Source organism: Aeromonas aquatilis, assembly GCF_054052405.1.
Genome location: NZ_JBSTYP010000005.1, coordinates 24,032 through 37,186, shown reverse-complemented (window position 1 = coordinate 37,186; position 13,155 = coordinate 24,032). Strand labels below are relative to the sequence as shown.

Below are 13,155 nucleotides of genomic sequence, written 5' to 3'. Positions count from 1 at the left end.
CGGCAGCATTTTTTCGATTTTTTGGGACTGATATGGATCGGCACAGTTTTTATCCGTTGTTTTTATTGACCATTCTGATGGTCGCTGTGGGCCAGATGACCCAGACCCTTTATGTTCCCTCCATTCCCACGATGGCGGGGGACTTCAATGTGGCCTCGGGCCAGTTACAGGCGGTGATGGCCTGTTACCTGATCCCCTATGGCCTCTCCCAGTTTGTCTACGGGCCTTTGTCGGATCGTATCGGCCGTCGCCCGGTGCTGATCGTCGGCATGATGGTGTTTCTGGTGGGTACCCTGATCATTCAGGTCATCCCCCATTTTGCCGCCCTGCTGGTGGGCAGCTTTGTTCAGGGGCTAGGTACCGGTGCTGGTGGCGCCATGAGCCGCACCGTGATGCGCGATCGCTACAACGGCGCCGAGCTCAACCGCGCCAACAGTCTGGTGAGTATGGGGGTGATCTTCTCCCCGCTGCTGGCACCGGTGCTGGGGGGATGGCTGACCGAGCTGTTCAACTGGCGCGCCGGTTACTGGTTCCTGTTCGGTTTTGGTGCCGTAGCAACCCTGGCGATCATGGCCTGGTTTGGCGAGACCTTGCCTGCTGCTGCCCGTCAGCCACTGCGCGTCGGTGCTGCCTATCGTCATGTGCTGGGCAACCCCAAGTTTCAGGGCAACCTGCTTTGCCTGATGGCGACCTTTGCGGGTTTGGCAGTGTTCGAGGCTGCGGCCGGTGTGCTGCTGGGCGATGTGCTGAAACTGAGCGCCCGTACCGTGAGTGTGCTGTTCGTGCTGCCGCTGCCCGGCTATCTGTTCGGGGCCTGGCTCTCTGCCAAGCTGAGCTTCCGTTTGACTCAGGGCAAGCTGATGCGTCTGGGGATCGCCTTTCTGGCGCTCGGCTCCCTCATCATTCTGGTGCCGGGGCTGTTCGGGGTGGTGAGTGCCGCCTCACTGGTCGGTGGTGCGGCTGTCTACTTCATTGGTAGCGGTATTCTCTACCCGACCGCCACTTCCTGTGCCATCGAGCCCTTCCCGGGTCAGGCCGGCACCGCGGGGGCCATTCTCGGCGGGATGCAGAATCTGGGTGCCGGTGTGGTGACCCTGCTGGCGGCCGGTTTCCCGATGACCGGGCAGGTGACTCTGGGGGCCATCATGACCCTGATGGTGCTGATCGTGGCGCTGAGCTTTGTCTGGCTGCGCCACCACGGCTCGCCGCACGAGCAGATGGCAATTTGATCAGCCGCTCTCTTTGCATCTGGAGCAAGCCCACCCTTAGCGGTGGGCTTTGTTTTATCCGAAGAACGGGCTGGGAGATCGCATTAGCTTGATGTAGTGATCGTTCAGGCAAAGAAAAAGCCCGTCACGCTGGTGACGGGCTTTTGCTGTTGGTACCCCGAGATGCCGTTGCCGGTTTGGGCCCTTGAACCGTCGGTTCAAGGCGGGGATCGGATCTGACCGCAGGCTTCTCGGTCGTGCCGAGCATGCGCAATAGCCAGAAGGCAGACCCCCTGTTTGGTATGAATATCGGCTCGGGGACTTGAACCGGCTGACAAACATCCCAGGGAATTTTAAAACGGTTTGCGATTAGGGCTGTTGCCCCTCTTCGCTGGAATCACCATATTGTCCGTGCTCGATCAGGGCCGCTTCGATGGTGCGCTGCAGCATCTTGATCCGCTTGTCCATGGTCTCAGAGTATTGGTGGTTCTTCTCTTTTTCAAGGCAGAGCTCATGACAGAAATTGAGCGCCGCCATGATAGCCAATTGCTCGTTGCTGGAGACTTTGGAGCGTTGACGCAGGTCGATCAACTTGTCGGTCAGCTGCTCGGCGGCCTGGCGCAGGGCATCCTGCTGTCCCAAGGGACAGGATACCTTGTAGGGACGTCCCAAAATGACGATTTCTACGGCCTCTGTGCTCATGCCTTCCTCAATACGGCGGAGCTGATTTCCGCCTTTATCCACGTGGACAACTGGGCGGGACTATATAGCGCAGATGCATAAGTTTCAAGGCCTTGCTGGCTCTGCAAGAGGGAGAATGCTAGGATCCTGACCATTAATTCTGCAAATTTGACTGAACTTTGAGCGGATCCTCGATGAGCAAAACGAACCCCCTTAAATATACGGCTGTGGCCGACATCATGGAGCAGCATGAGCTGATGGCCAGTGCCGTCGAGGCCCATGGTGTGATCTGCGGTCTGGTGTGCGGCGGTGTGGCACTGGATGAGAAGAGCTGGGTCCCCCATTTCAACGATCTGGTGAACGACGGTTTCGGCCTGCCGACCCCGGTGCGCCAGGTGATGACCGATCTTTATCACAATGTGGTCGAGAGTTTGATGGCCCAGAAGGGCGTCGAGCTGCTGCTGCCAAGTGATGATGCTCCCCTCGACGAGCGCATCGATTCGCTGGTGGACTGGTCGCAGGCATTTCTGGCCGGTTTTGGCGTGGTGCAGCAGGAGCTCTCACGCGCGTCGGAAGAGCTGCAGGAGATGATCCAGGATATCGCCAGCATCACTCAGGTCTCCGCCGAGTTCGATCAGGAAGATGACGAGAACGAAGCCTCTTTCCTGGTGCTCTACGAACACGTCAAACTGGGGGTCATGATGGCCTTCGAAGAGTTTGGCAAGCGCCCCGATACCCCGAGTGCACCGCCGACCCTTCATTGAGGTGCGGGTCAACGAGACCCTTACTGAATCTGCAAGAGCGCCTGATGGCGCTCTTTTTTATTCCCTTGTGGTGGCTAACCCTGTGAGGCATAACCGGTTTTTTGCCGCTGACCTCGCATTCGGCCAGCGGCTTTGTGATAGCATGAGGCCACCTTTTTCACTTCTTCCTCTCTGCTTATGTCTCAATCTGATGTGCGACAGGTCGATGTCACCCTGGTCGGCGGTGGAATGAGCGGTGCCGTGCTGGCCCTCTCGCTGGCGGCCCTGCTTCGATCCGATGGCTCCCCCCTCGAGATCCTGCTGCTGGAGGCAAGCGTCCCCGAACAGCACACCCATTCAGGGTTCGACGCCCGCGCCATTGCGCTCTCGGCCGGTACCTGTGATGCGCTGTTGCGACGCGGACTCTGGCCGCTGTTTGCCCCCCATTGCGCCCCCATTACCCGGATTCATGTCTCGGATCGGGGCCACTTCGGTCAGGCTCGCCTGTCGGCGGCCGAATACGGTCTGCCCGCGCTGGGCCAGGTGATCGAGCTTGCCGCTGCAGGTCATGAGCTGCAACGTGCGATGGCGGCCTCTCCCAATATCCGGGTCTGTTGTCCGGCACGGGTGAGCGAGATTGTGCCCGATGAGGAGAAGGTGACCCTCACCCTTGAGGACGGTGAACAGATTGAGACCCGCCTGCTGGTGGCGGCAGACGGCGGCAGCTCCTTTGTGCGTCAGCACTTCAAGTTGCCGGTGACCCGCCACGACTTTGAGCAGCACGCCATCATCGCCACGGTCAAAACGGCGCAAGACCCTGCAGGACGCGCCTTCGAGCGTTTTACCGAAGGGGGGCCGCTGGCCCTGCTGCCGATGCAGGAGGGGCTCTCCTCACTGGTGTGGAGCGTCGGGCAGCATGAGGTGGATGAGCTGACGGCCCTCGATGAGGCGGCGTTTCTTGCCCGTTTGCAGCAGGCCTTTGGCTGGCGGCTCGGCCGCTTCGAGCGATGTGGCGTGCGTAATGTCTATCCGCTCATTCTGACCGCCTGCGACTACCCGCTGGCCCAGCGTACCGTGCTGGTCGGTAATGCCGCCCACGCCCTGCACCCCATTGCCGGACAGGGCTTCAACCTCGGGATGCGGGATCTGGACCTGCTTACCGGTGCCGTAGCCAAGGCGTTGGCAGAGGGGGAGGATATCGGCAGCTTCAAGGTACTGAGTGGCTACTGGCAGCAGCGTCAGCGCGATCAGGAGCAGACCGTCTGGCTCACCTCTTCGCTGGCCCAGCTCTTCTCCAATGGTCACGATCCGCTGGTGGCGGGGCGCAATCTGGCGCTCACCCTGATGGGGCGATTCCCGTTCCTCAAGGCGCCGCTTGCCTCGCGCACCCTGGGCTTTGTCGCCGATGTGTGCGGCAACTAGCCAGCACTTGTTGAGTGGAACCTGTTGACCGCCATTCGTTGAGCAAAACCTATTGAATAAAGAGGTGATGCCTGCAGGCGTCCCCACGCTGGCCAGCCGGTCAGCCCAGAAAGGATGAGATGATGCAGATGCAAAATGTTGATGTGGTGATTGTCGGTGGCGGCATGGTGGGGCTGGGGCTCGCTGCGGCCCTTAAACATAGTGCCCTCAAGGTGCTGGTGGTGGAGGGGCAATTGCCCGATCCGCAACTGGGGGAGGTGGCCGATAACCGGGTCAGCGCCCTGAGCCTGGCCAGCCAGCAGATCCTGCGCCATGTTGGCGCCTGGGAGGGTATTGCAGCGCGCCGCCTGCAGGCCTACGACAAGATGGCTGTGTGGGAGCAGGACAGCTTCGGCCACATCGACTTCGATGCCGCCAGCCTGCGTCAGGCCAACCTCGGCCACATCGTCGAGAATCGGGTGATCCAGCTGGCGCTGCTTGAGGCGATTCTCGCTGACGGGACTCGGGGTGCCAGCAATATCCAGTTGCTGACCCCCACCAGAGCCAAGAGCCTGCAGAGCGGCCCGGCGGGTGCCCTGCTGCTCCTTGAAGATGGTCAGGCCATCTCGGCCAAACTGGTGGTGGCTGCCGATGGCGCTCACTCCTGGGTACGCCGTCAGGCCGATATCCCGCTCACCAGCTGGGATTACGGCCACCACGCGCTGGTGGCGACGGTGCGCTGTGCCGAGCCCCACGAGGCGGTGGCACGCCAGATCTTCACCCCGGATGGCCCGCTCGCTTTCCTGCCGTTGTGGCAGGAGAACCTCTGCTCCATCGTCTGGTCGCTGCCTGCGGCGCGCGCCGAGGCGCTCTGCGCTTGCGATGACGAGCAGTTCAATCGCCAGCTTACTGCCGCCTTCGATGCCCGCCTCGGTCTGTGCAAGGTGGAGGGGGCGCGCAGCGCCATTCCCCTCACTGCCCGCTATGCCCGCGACTTTGCTCGCGAGCGGCTGGTACTGGTGGGAGATGCCGCCCACACCATCCACCCGCTGGCGGGGCAGGGGGTCAACCTTGGCCTGCTGGATGCTGCCGCGCTGGCGGAGCAGATCTTGCAAAATCATGCCGCGGGTGAGGATATCGGCCTGCTCGCCAACCTGCGCAGCTACGAGCGCTGGCGCAAGAGCGAAGCGGCTCGCATGCTCGCTGCAATGGAGGGGCTCAAGCGGCTGTTCAGCGGGGCCAACCCGCTCAAGAAGCTGGTGCGTGGCGTGGGATTGCGCGCGGCCAATCTGCTGACTCCGTTCAAGGAGGGGGTGATCCGCGCCGCCATGGGGCTGGAGGGAGAGTTGCCCGCATTGGCCCGTCCTGACTGGGCTGTTGCTGCGACCAAGGGCAGTGCCATGCAGGCCAAGGGTGAAAAAAACTAATATTACTCGCCGTTTTTGACAACAAAAGTAATCCGACAAGGCTGATGACCCGTTTTGGGCGTCAGCCTTTAATTTCGCTCTGGAGCGAAACGTTTTTCTGCAAATTGTGACGAAACGGTAAAAATCAAAATTTAATCTCGCCTGAGTCGGCTTATGGCTGTTTTTATCACTGCATTTATCTTAGTGTCTGGAGTCAGTTTTACGAGAGCGGATTAGTTTTTTTTGAGCGGCACGCTCGCCTGCTTGTCATATAATCCGCTCCGTTCAAGGAATCCCTCTTGCCTGGCAAGGGCAGGAGCGAGCACACACTTTTGGATCCGGTCGCTCTTTGCTGCGCGCAGTGCAGTCAGAGCGGTGGCGCGGATCGCAAGAGTGGTCGCCAAAGCGAAAAGGCTTTTTGCTAAGGAAAGAATGTGATGATCCAGACTACTGTACTGCATCCCAAACACCTGGAAGCCGGCGCCAAGATGGTGGACTTCCACGGTTGGGAAATGCCCATCAACTACGGCTCCCAGCTGGAAGAGCACCACGCGGTGCGCAGCGATGCCGGTATGTTCGATGTCTCCCACATGACCATCGTCGATTTGACCGGCGAACGGGTTAAAGCCTTTCTGCAACACCTGCTGGCCAACGACGTGGCCAAACTCACTGCCCCCGGCAAGGCCCTTTACAGCGGCATGCTCAATCCGGAAGGCGGCGTGATCGATGACCTCATCACCTATTACCTCACCGATACCTTCTACCGGCTGGTGGTCAACTCCGCTACCCGCGAGAAGGATCTGGCCTGGATCCGCCATCACGCCATCGATTTCGATATCACAGTGACCGAGCGTCCCGAGCTTGCGATGATTGCGGTGCAGGGCCCCAACGCCAAGGTCAAGGCCGCAGCCGTGCTGAGCGCCGCCCAGCGTACCGCCGTGGTGGGGATGAAACCCTTCTTCGGCGTGCAGGCTGGCGATCTCTTTATCGCCACTACCGGTTACACCGGCGAGGATGGTTATGAAATCGTGGTGCCGCAAGAGAAAGCCTGCGAGCTGTGGCAAGCGCTGTTGGATAACGGCGTCGCCCCGTGCGGCCTCGGTGCCCGAGATACCCTGCGCCTCGAAGCGGGGATGAACCTCTACGGTCAGGACATGGACGAGTCGGTCTCTCCGTTGGCCGCCAACATGGCCTGGACCATCGCCTGGGAGCCTAGCGATCGCAACTTCATCGGCCGCGACGTGCTGGAAGCGCAGAAAGCGGCGGGCAATCAGCCCAAGCTGGTGGGTCTGGTGATGGAAGAGAAAGGGGTGCTGCGTGCCGGTATGCCGGTCACCTTCACCGCGGCAAACGGTGAGAAGCGGGAAGGTGTGATCACCTCCGGCTCTTTCTCCCCCACCCTGGGCTACAGTATTGCCCTGGCGCGGGTGCCCCGTGATATCGGTGAACTGGCCGAGGTGGAGATCCGCAAGAAGCTGGTCACCGTGAAGGTCACCAAGCCCGCTTTCGTCCGTAACGGCCAGAAGCTGGTTTAATACCGTCTTGGGGGAGGGCTGTGCCTCCCCCGTCCCTTTTCATATTCGTTTTTAAACGCGACTCAAAGATCAAAGGAAGCACAAATGAGCCATATCCCGAGCGAACTGAAATATGCCACTTCCCACGAGTGGATCCGTGTTGAAGCCAACGGCGAGGCCGTGGTCGGTATCACCGAGCACGCCCAGGAGCTGCTGGGTGACATGGTGTTTGTCGAGCTGCCGGAAGTGGGCAAACAGGTCAGTGCCGGTGACGACTGCGCCGTGGCCGAGTCGGTCAAGGCCGCCTCCGACATCTACAGCCCGGTGAGCGGCGAGATCATCGCCGTCAACGAAGAGCTGGAAGGGAGCCCCGAACTGGTCAACTCCGACCCCTACAGCGCTGGCTGGCTGTTCCGCATCAAGCTCGATGACGAGAGCGAGCTGGCCAACCTGCTGGATGCCGAAGGCTACCAGAACGTGGTGGACGAAGAGTAATGCCCCCGGGCCCTGCCAACACAGCAGGGCCCCTTTGTATGACCGCCAGCCGGGCAAGCACCGGCCGGTGGAAGGGTGAAGTCGCCCGCGCCTGCCTTTTGCCAGCCTAGGAGCCTAGGGGCAAACAGGCCGGTTCGCAACAAGGCGATCCCCTCTTGATGCTGCCGCAGCATCCGGTGCCGCACCCTGTCTGCGGGGCCCAGAACATGAGTGGAGTCGGTATCAGCCGACCATCAGGAACATCAGGTCTTGGTTATCAGGATGTCATGCCAGGACTTATTTATCAGGAAATAGGGAAATGACCCAGTCACTGTTTGAACTAGAGCAAAAAACCGATTTTGTCCGCCGCCATATCGGCCCGGGCGAGGAAGAGCTGCGCCAGCTGCTGGCGACCGTCGGGGCCGAAAGCCTGGACGATCTGATTGCCCAGACCGTGCCTGCCGCCATTCGCCTGCCGGGCCCGCTGGGGATCGGTGCCGGCATGACCGAAGTGGAGGCGCTGGCCAAGCTCAAGGGTTATGCCGCCCAGAACAAGATTGCCAAGAGCTATATCGGCATGGGCTATCACGATACCCATGTGCCCCACGTCATTTTGCGTAACGTGCTGGAAAACCCGGGTTGGTATACCGCCTACACCCCGTATCAACCCGAGCTGGCGCAGGGCCGTCTCGAAGCCCTGCTCAACTTCCAGCAGCTGACGCTTGATCTCACCGGCATGGATCTGGCAAGCGCCTCCCTGCTGGATGAAGCGACTGCCGCTGCCGAGGCGATGGCGCTGGCCAAGCGGATGGCCAAGTCCAAATCCAACCTCTTCTTCGTGGCCGATGATGTGCACCCGCAGGTGATCGACGTGGTCAAGGAGCGCGCGGTTCACTTCGGTTTCGACGTGGCGGTCGGTGCCGCGAACGACGCGGTGAGCGAAGAGGTGTTCGGGGCCCTGTTCCAGTACCCCACCACCACAGGTGAGGTGAAAGACCTGCGTGCCCTGATTGCCGCGGTACAGGCCCAAAAAGGGCTGGCTTGCGTCAGCGCCGATCTGCTCTCCCTGCTGCTGCTCAAATCCCCGGGCGAGCTGGGTGCCGACGTGGTGTTGGGCTCCGCCCAGCGCTTTGGCGTGCCAATGGGTTACGGTGGCCCACATGCCGCCTTCTTCGCTACCCGCGATGCCTACAAGCGCTCCATGCCGGGCCGTATCATCGGCGTCTCCAAGGATGCCCGCGGCAAGGCTGCGCTGCGTATGGCGATGCAGACCCGCGAGCAGCATATCCGCCGCGAAAAGGCCAACTCCAACATCTGTACCGCCCAGGTGCTGCTGGCCAATATGGCGAGCTTCTACGCCGTTTATCACGGTCCGATAGGGCTGAAAACCATCGCCTCCCGCGTGCACCGTCTCACTACCATTCTGGCGCTTGGCCTCAAGGCCAAGGGCGTGGCCCTCAAGCATGCCAGCTGGTTCGATACCCTGACCGTGCTGACGGCAGATAAAGCAGCACTCATTGCCAAGGCCGAGGGGCTCGGCATCAACCTGCGCGCCGATCTCGATGGCGCGGTAGGGGTGTCCCTCTCTGAAACCACCACCCGCGGCGATGTGGTCGAGCTGTTTGATCTCTTCCTCGGTCAAGGCCATGGCCTCGACATCGAGGCCCTCGACAAGGCGGCCCAGGCTCATCACGCCATCCCGCAGGAGCTGCTGCGCACCGACGCCGTGCTGACCCACGAGGTGTTCAACAAGTACCACTCCGAAACCGAGATGCTGCGTTATATCCACCGTCTCGAAGCCAAGGATCTGGCGCTCAACTACGCCATGATTTCGCTCGGCTCCTGCACCATGAAGCTCAACGCCACCGCCGAGATGATCCCGGTGACCTGGCCCGAGTTCGGCAAGTTGCACCCGTTCGCCCCGCTGGCACAGGCCAAGGGCTACCAGCTGCTGCTGGCCGATCTCGAAAACTGGCTGGTGAAGGTGACCGGTTACGATGCGGTCTGCATGCAGCCCAACTCAGGTGCGCAGGGTGAGTACGCTGGTCTCTTGGCCATCAAGAAGTACCACGAATCCCGCGGTGAGGGGCATCGCGATATCTGCCTCATTCCGGCTTCTGCCCACGGCACCAACCCGGCCTCTGCCCAGATGGCGGGGCTCAAGGTGATCGTCACCGCCTGTGACAAGTCCGGCAACGTGGATCTCGACGACCTGCGCGCCAAGGCGGCCGAGGCGGGGGATCAACTCTCCTGCCTGATGGTGACCTACCCCTCCACCCACGGGGTGTATGAGGAGACCATCAAGGAGGTGTGCGACATCGTTCACCAGCACGGTGGTCAGGTCTATCTGGACGGTGCCAACATGAACGCGCAAGTTGGATTGACGGCACCGGGCTTTATCGGGGCAGACGTCTCTCACCTCAACTTGCACAAGACCTTCGCCATTCCTCACGGTGGTGGCGGCCCGGGCATGGGACCCATCGGCGTGAAGAAGCATCTGGCACCGTTCGTGGCTGGCCACGCCGTGGTCAAGACCGACAAGGAGAGCCGTGACAATGGCGCCGTGTCGGCTGCACCGTTCGGCTCGGCCAGCATCCTGCCCATCAGCTGGATGTATATCGCCATGCTGGGTGATGAGGGGCTCAAAAAATCCACTCAGGTAGCCATCCTCAACGCCAACTATCTGGCCAAGAAGCTGGGTGAATCCTTCCCGGTGCTCTATTCCGGCCGAAACGGTCGGGTGGCCCACGAGTGCATTCTGGATATCCGCCCGCTCAAGGAGGCTTCCGGCATCAGCGAGATGGACGTAGCCAAGCGGCTGATGGACTACGGCTTCCACGCGCCGACCATGAGCTTCCCGGTAGCGGGCACCCTGATGGTCGAGCCGACCGAGTCGGAATCCAAGCGCGAGCTGGATCGCTTCGTCGAGGCGATGACGTCCATCCGCGCCGAGATTGCCAAGGTGCAGGAGGGGCAGTGGAGCCTCACCGACAACCCGCTGGTCCATGCGCCGCACACTCAGGACGACGTGATGGATGCAGAGTGGTCCCGTGGCTACAGCCGCGCCGAGGCGGTCTTCCCGTCCGACGCCGTGCGCGCCGCCAAACTGTGGCCCTCTGTGAACCGCATCGACGACGTCTACGGCGATCGCAACCTGTTTTGCTCCTGCATTCCGACCGAGGATTACGCCAAGTAAGTGGCTTGCAGTTTGTTGCAGTGATCAAAGGCCTTGTCATGGACAAGGCCTTTTTGATCTGTTGCAGTATGATCGGTTAATGCGCGTTAACTCAGGTTGTGATGATGATAGGCCCGGTTACGAACATTATCGCAGATGGGCGTCAGCGATAGAGATTGAACATTCAATAGCCAAGGATGGAACTATGAATATACAAGCAGAGTTATTATCTAATAGCGGCTTCGGCAACGTGTTATTAATCGATTTGGAAAATTGTCCAAGTCAGATAAAATGCCTTGATGAAACATTAAATGAGTATGATTTAGTCGTCATTTGTTATGCGCAAAGCCATGCGAAAATCCCTCTGGATTGGTTGATGCCTTTGCATAATACAATCAATGATGGCAAGCTTAAAATATTCAAGATGGCAAGTGCCGGTAAAAATTCCGCGGATTTCGGGATCAGTTTCTATGCGGGAGTGTTGATGCAGCAACTTCCTGCAGACGCTCACTTCGTTATTATGTCCAATGATACAGGCCTTGATCATGTGGTCAGTCTGTTGCGTAGCCAACACCGGGCTGCAGAGCGTATAGGTAACACTAAAGATGAAACCAGATTGACGACGGCGCACAGTGCGGACAAGTTTTTGTTAAAAGATTACTGCTCACACTTGCTCACCTATAAGGTGAATAGACCTGCGAAGAGAGATAGTTTGTTAAATAGTATTAATTGCAAGTTTAAAGATAGCCCGCCTATTGGAGAACACCTGCTGATGGTATTGGAAAGAGAAGGTGTGTTATCAATGCAAGAGGGAAAAATTAATTATAATGAAAAGAAAATATTAGCCTTGTCTTTATAGGTAGGTTTTTTATAGATACGGAATTTAAATAAAAACGCCGATCATTCGATCGGCGTTTTGCCTTGATGTCACTCGCGGCGGGAATTAACCCAGATTGGCAGCGACCTTGTTTTGGGCTTGTCCTTTGCGCTTGATGATAAAGCCAATGCCCAGTACCACCAGCCAGGCGGGGATCAATTCGACCGAGATGCGGAAATCGGGGGTCATATACATGATCACCAGGATACCAGCCATGAAGGCGAGGCAGAGGTAGTTGCCGAAGGGGTACCAGAACGCCTTGAACTTGGGCTGGACACCCTCTGCGACCTTGGCCTTGCGGAACTTGAGGTGCGCGAGGCTGATCATCGCCCAGTTGATCACCAGTGCGGAGACCACCAGCGCCATCAGCAGGCCGAACGCCTTGCCCGGCATCAGGTAGTTGATCAGCACGCAGAGCAGGGTGGCGATGGCCGAGACCGAGAGGGCAACCAGCGGTACGCCGCTCTTGTTGGTCTTGAGCAGGGCTTTCGGGCCGTTGCCCTGTTTGGCCAGACCGAACAGCATCCGGCTGTTGCAGTAGACGCAGCTGTTGTAGACCGACAGTGCCGCCGTCAGCACCACGATGTTGAGTACGGTGGCGACCAGATTACTGTCCAGTGCGTGGAAGATCATCACGAACGGGCTGCCGCCTTCCACCACTTTACCCCAGGGGTAGAGGGACATCAGGATAGCCAGAGCACCGATGTAGAAGATGAGGATGCGGTAGATCACCTGATTGGTGGCCTTGGGAATGCTCTTCTCGGGGTTGTCCGCTTCTGCGGCGGTAATGCCCACCAGCTCGAGACCGCCGAAGGAGAACATGATCACCGCCATCGCCATCACCAGACCGCTGATGCCGTTGGGGAAGAAGCCGCCTTGTGCCCACAGGTTGGTGACGCTCGCCTCGGGGCCGCCGGCACCGGAGATGAGCAGATAGCCGCCAAAGCCAATCATGCCGATGATGGCGACCACCTTGATGATGGCGAACCAGAACTCCATTTCGCCAAACGCTTTGACGTTGGAGAGGTTGATGGCGTTGATCAGCACGAAGAAGAAGGCTGCCGACATCCAGGTCGGGATCTCGGGCCACCAGTACTGGACATAGATGCCCACCGCGGTCAGCTCGGCCATGCTCACCAGCACGTAGAGCACCCAGTAGTTCCAGCCGGACGCAAAACCGGCAAACTCACCCCAGTATTTGTAGGCAAAGTGGCTGAATGAACCGGCTACCGGCTCTTCCACCACCATTTCACCGAGCTGGCGCATGATCAGGAAGGCGATAAAGCCGCCGATGGCATAACCCAGCAGGACTGAGGGGCCTGCCATCTTGATGGTTTGGGCAATGCCCAGAAAGAGGCCGGTGCCGATGGCGCCGCCCAAAGCAATCAACTGAATGTGGCGGTTTTTAAGGCCGCGCTTCAGCTCCTCACCGTCTTGTTTCAAATCCATGGGTCTGTCCTTACGTCTCTGTTGTCTCTGGTCGGTGTTGGGCTCATCCTGAGCAGGCCGCAGTGCGTAGCCAAAACCTGACGAAAGCTGTATTTATTTCGTTACGCCATACCATTTTCAATTTTTAGTGTTGGCTGGCAACCGAAGCAGAATAGTGATAATCCGCCATGAATGCACCTGTTTTCCATCTCTAATGGCCGTGTTTTGTACCAAAGGCAGCTTTTTCA

Annotated in this window: 11 protein-coding genes and 1 other RNA gene; 8 read left to right on the top strand and 4 right to left on the bottom strand. The window is 59.2% G+C overall.

Features of this window, described 5'->3' with window-relative positions; genetic code table 11:
- Positions 1-32 precede the first annotated feature (32 nt).
- Positions 33-1,229, top strand: coding sequence for a multidrug efflux MFS transporter EmrD (emrD, locus tag ACW5W8_RS02990; protein WP_498626341.1), 1,197 nt, complete (start codon positions 33-35; stop codon positions 1,227-1,229).
- A 150-nt stretch (positions 1,230-1,379) separates the two neighbouring features.
- Here the strand turns inward: emrD and ssrS are convergent.
- Both ssrS and zapA read right to left on the bottom strand, forming a co-directional pair.
- Positions 1,380-1,561: non-coding RNA, 6S RNA (ssrS, locus tag ACW5W8_RS02985), on the bottom strand.
- A 16-nt stretch (positions 1,562-1,577) separates the two neighbouring features.
- On the bottom strand, positions 1,578-1,910 hold the full coding sequence (gene zapA, locus ACW5W8_RS02980) for a cell division protein ZapA (RefSeq protein ID WP_005333910.1): 333 nt from the start codon (positions 1,908-1,910) through the stop codon (positions 1,578-1,580).
- Positions 1,911-2,083: 173 nt separating this feature from the next.
- Here zapA and ACW5W8_RS02975 point away from each other — a divergent pair, with 173 nt between their 5' ends.
- From ACW5W8_RS02975 to ACW5W8_RS02965, 3 genes are all read left to right on the top strand, one after another.
- On the top strand, positions 2,084-2,653 hold the full coding sequence (locus ACW5W8_RS02975; protein WP_498626340.1) for a UPF0149 family protein: 570 nt from the start codon (positions 2,084-2,086) through the stop codon (positions 2,651-2,653).
- 177 nt (positions 2,654-2,830) lie between these two features.
- Complete coding sequence (ubiH, locus tag ACW5W8_RS02970) at positions 2,831-4,054, top strand: 2-octaprenyl-6-methoxyphenyl hydroxylase (RefSeq protein ID WP_498626339.1); 1,224 nt, start codon at positions 2,831-2,833, stop codon at positions 4,052-4,054.
- Between the two features lie 122 nt (positions 4,055-4,176).
- A complete protein-coding gene (locus ACW5W8_RS02965; RefSeq protein WP_498626398.1) occupies positions 4,177-5,460 on the top strand; it encodes an FAD-dependent 2-octaprenylphenol hydroxylase in 1,284 nt (427 codons plus the stop codon).
- Positions 5,461-5,672: 212 nt separating this feature from the next.
- On the opposite strand, the gene ACW5W8_RS02960 is transcribed toward ACW5W8_RS02965, so the two are convergent.
- The gene (locus tag ACW5W8_RS02960) at positions 5,673-5,900 is read right to left on the bottom strand and encodes a hypothetical protein (RefSeq protein ID WP_498626338.1); all 228 of its coding nucleotides are present in this window, start codon (positions 5,898-5,900) and stop codon (positions 5,673-5,675) included.
- Between ACW5W8_RS02960 and gcvT the strand changes: the two genes are divergently transcribed.
- From gcvT to ACW5W8_RS02940, 4 genes are all read left to right on the top strand, one after another.
- Positions 5,877-6,974, top strand: a complete 1,098-nt coding sequence (gene gcvT / locus ACW5W8_RS02955) for a glycine cleavage system aminomethyltransferase GcvT (RefSeq protein ID WP_005346577.1) — start codon at positions 5,877-5,879, stop codon at positions 6,972-6,974. The two genes, ACW5W8_RS02960 and gcvT, sit on opposite strands and share 24 nt — an antisense overlap.
- Positions 6,975-7,058: 84 nt before the next feature.
- Positions 7,059-7,448 (top strand): glycine cleavage system protein GcvH, encoded by a 390-nt coding sequence (gcvH, locus tag ACW5W8_RS02950; protein WP_005333898.1) that lies wholly within the window; start codon positions 7,059-7,061, stop codon positions 7,446-7,448.
- A gap of 298 nt (positions 7,449-7,746) precedes the next feature.
- Positions 7,747-10,623: an aminomethyl-transferring glycine dehydrogenase gene (gene gcvP, locus ACW5W8_RS02945; RefSeq protein ID WP_498626336.1), complete on the top strand. Its 2,877-nt coding sequence runs from the start codon at positions 7,747-7,749 to the stop codon at positions 10,621-10,623.
- 184 nt (positions 10,624-10,807) lie between these two features.
- Complete coding sequence (locus tag ACW5W8_RS02940; protein ID WP_498626335.1) at positions 10,808-11,461, top strand: PIN domain-containing protein; 654 nt, start codon at positions 10,808-10,810, stop codon at positions 11,459-11,461.
- Between the two features lie 84 nt (positions 11,462-11,545).
- On the opposite strand, the gene ACW5W8_RS02935 is transcribed toward ACW5W8_RS02940, so the two are convergent.
- The gene (locus tag ACW5W8_RS02935; RefSeq protein ID WP_498626334.1) at positions 11,546-12,928 is read right to left on the bottom strand and encodes an amino acid permease; all 1,383 of its coding nucleotides are present in this window, start codon (positions 12,926-12,928) and stop codon (positions 11,546-11,548) included.
- Between the last annotated feature and the right edge of the window lie 227 nt (positions 12,929-13,155).

Excerpts from the sequence above, each read along its gene's own strand:
- ACW5W8_RS02975 (WP_498626340.1), top strand. The coding sequence starts at position 2,084 with ATGAGCAAAACGAACCCCCTTAAATATACGGCTGTGGCCGACATCATG.
- gcvP (WP_498626336.1), top strand. The coding sequence starts at position 7,747 with ATGACCCAGTCACTGTTTGAACTAGAGCAAAAAACCGATTTTGTCCGC.
- ACW5W8_RS02935 (WP_498626334.1), bottom strand. The coding sequence starts at position 12,928 with ATGGATTTGAAACAAGACGGTGAGGAGCTGAAGCGCGGCCTTAAAAAC.
- emrD (WP_498626341.1), top strand. The coding sequence starts at position 33 with ATGGATCGGCACAGTTTTTATCCGTTGTTTTTATTGACCATTCTGATG.
- ubiH (WP_498626339.1), top strand. The coding sequence starts at position 2,831 with ATGTCTCAATCTGATGTGCGACAGGTCGATGTCACCCTGGTCGGCGGT.
- ACW5W8_RS02940 (WP_498626335.1), top strand. The coding sequence starts at position 10,808 with ATGAATATACAAGCAGAGTTATTATCTAATAGCGGCTTCGGCAACGTG.
- ACW5W8_RS02965 (WP_498626398.1), top strand. The coding sequence starts at position 4,177 with ATGCAGATGCAAAATGTTGATGTGGTGATTGTCGGTGGCGGCATGGTG.
- ACW5W8_RS02960 (WP_498626338.1), bottom strand. The coding sequence starts at position 5,900 with ATGCAGTACAGTAGTCTGGATCATCACATTCTTTCCTTAGCAAAAAGC.
- gcvT (WP_005346577.1), top strand. The coding sequence starts at position 5,877 with ATGATCCAGACTACTGTACTGCATCCCAAACACCTGGAAGCCGGCGCC.
- zapA (WP_005333910.1), bottom strand. The coding sequence starts at position 1,910 with ATGAGCACAGAGGCCGTAGAAATCGTCATTTTGGGACGTCCCTACAAG.
- gcvH (WP_005333898.1), top strand. The coding sequence starts at position 7,059 with ATGAGCCATATCCCGAGCGAACTGAAATATGCCACTTCCCACGAGTGG.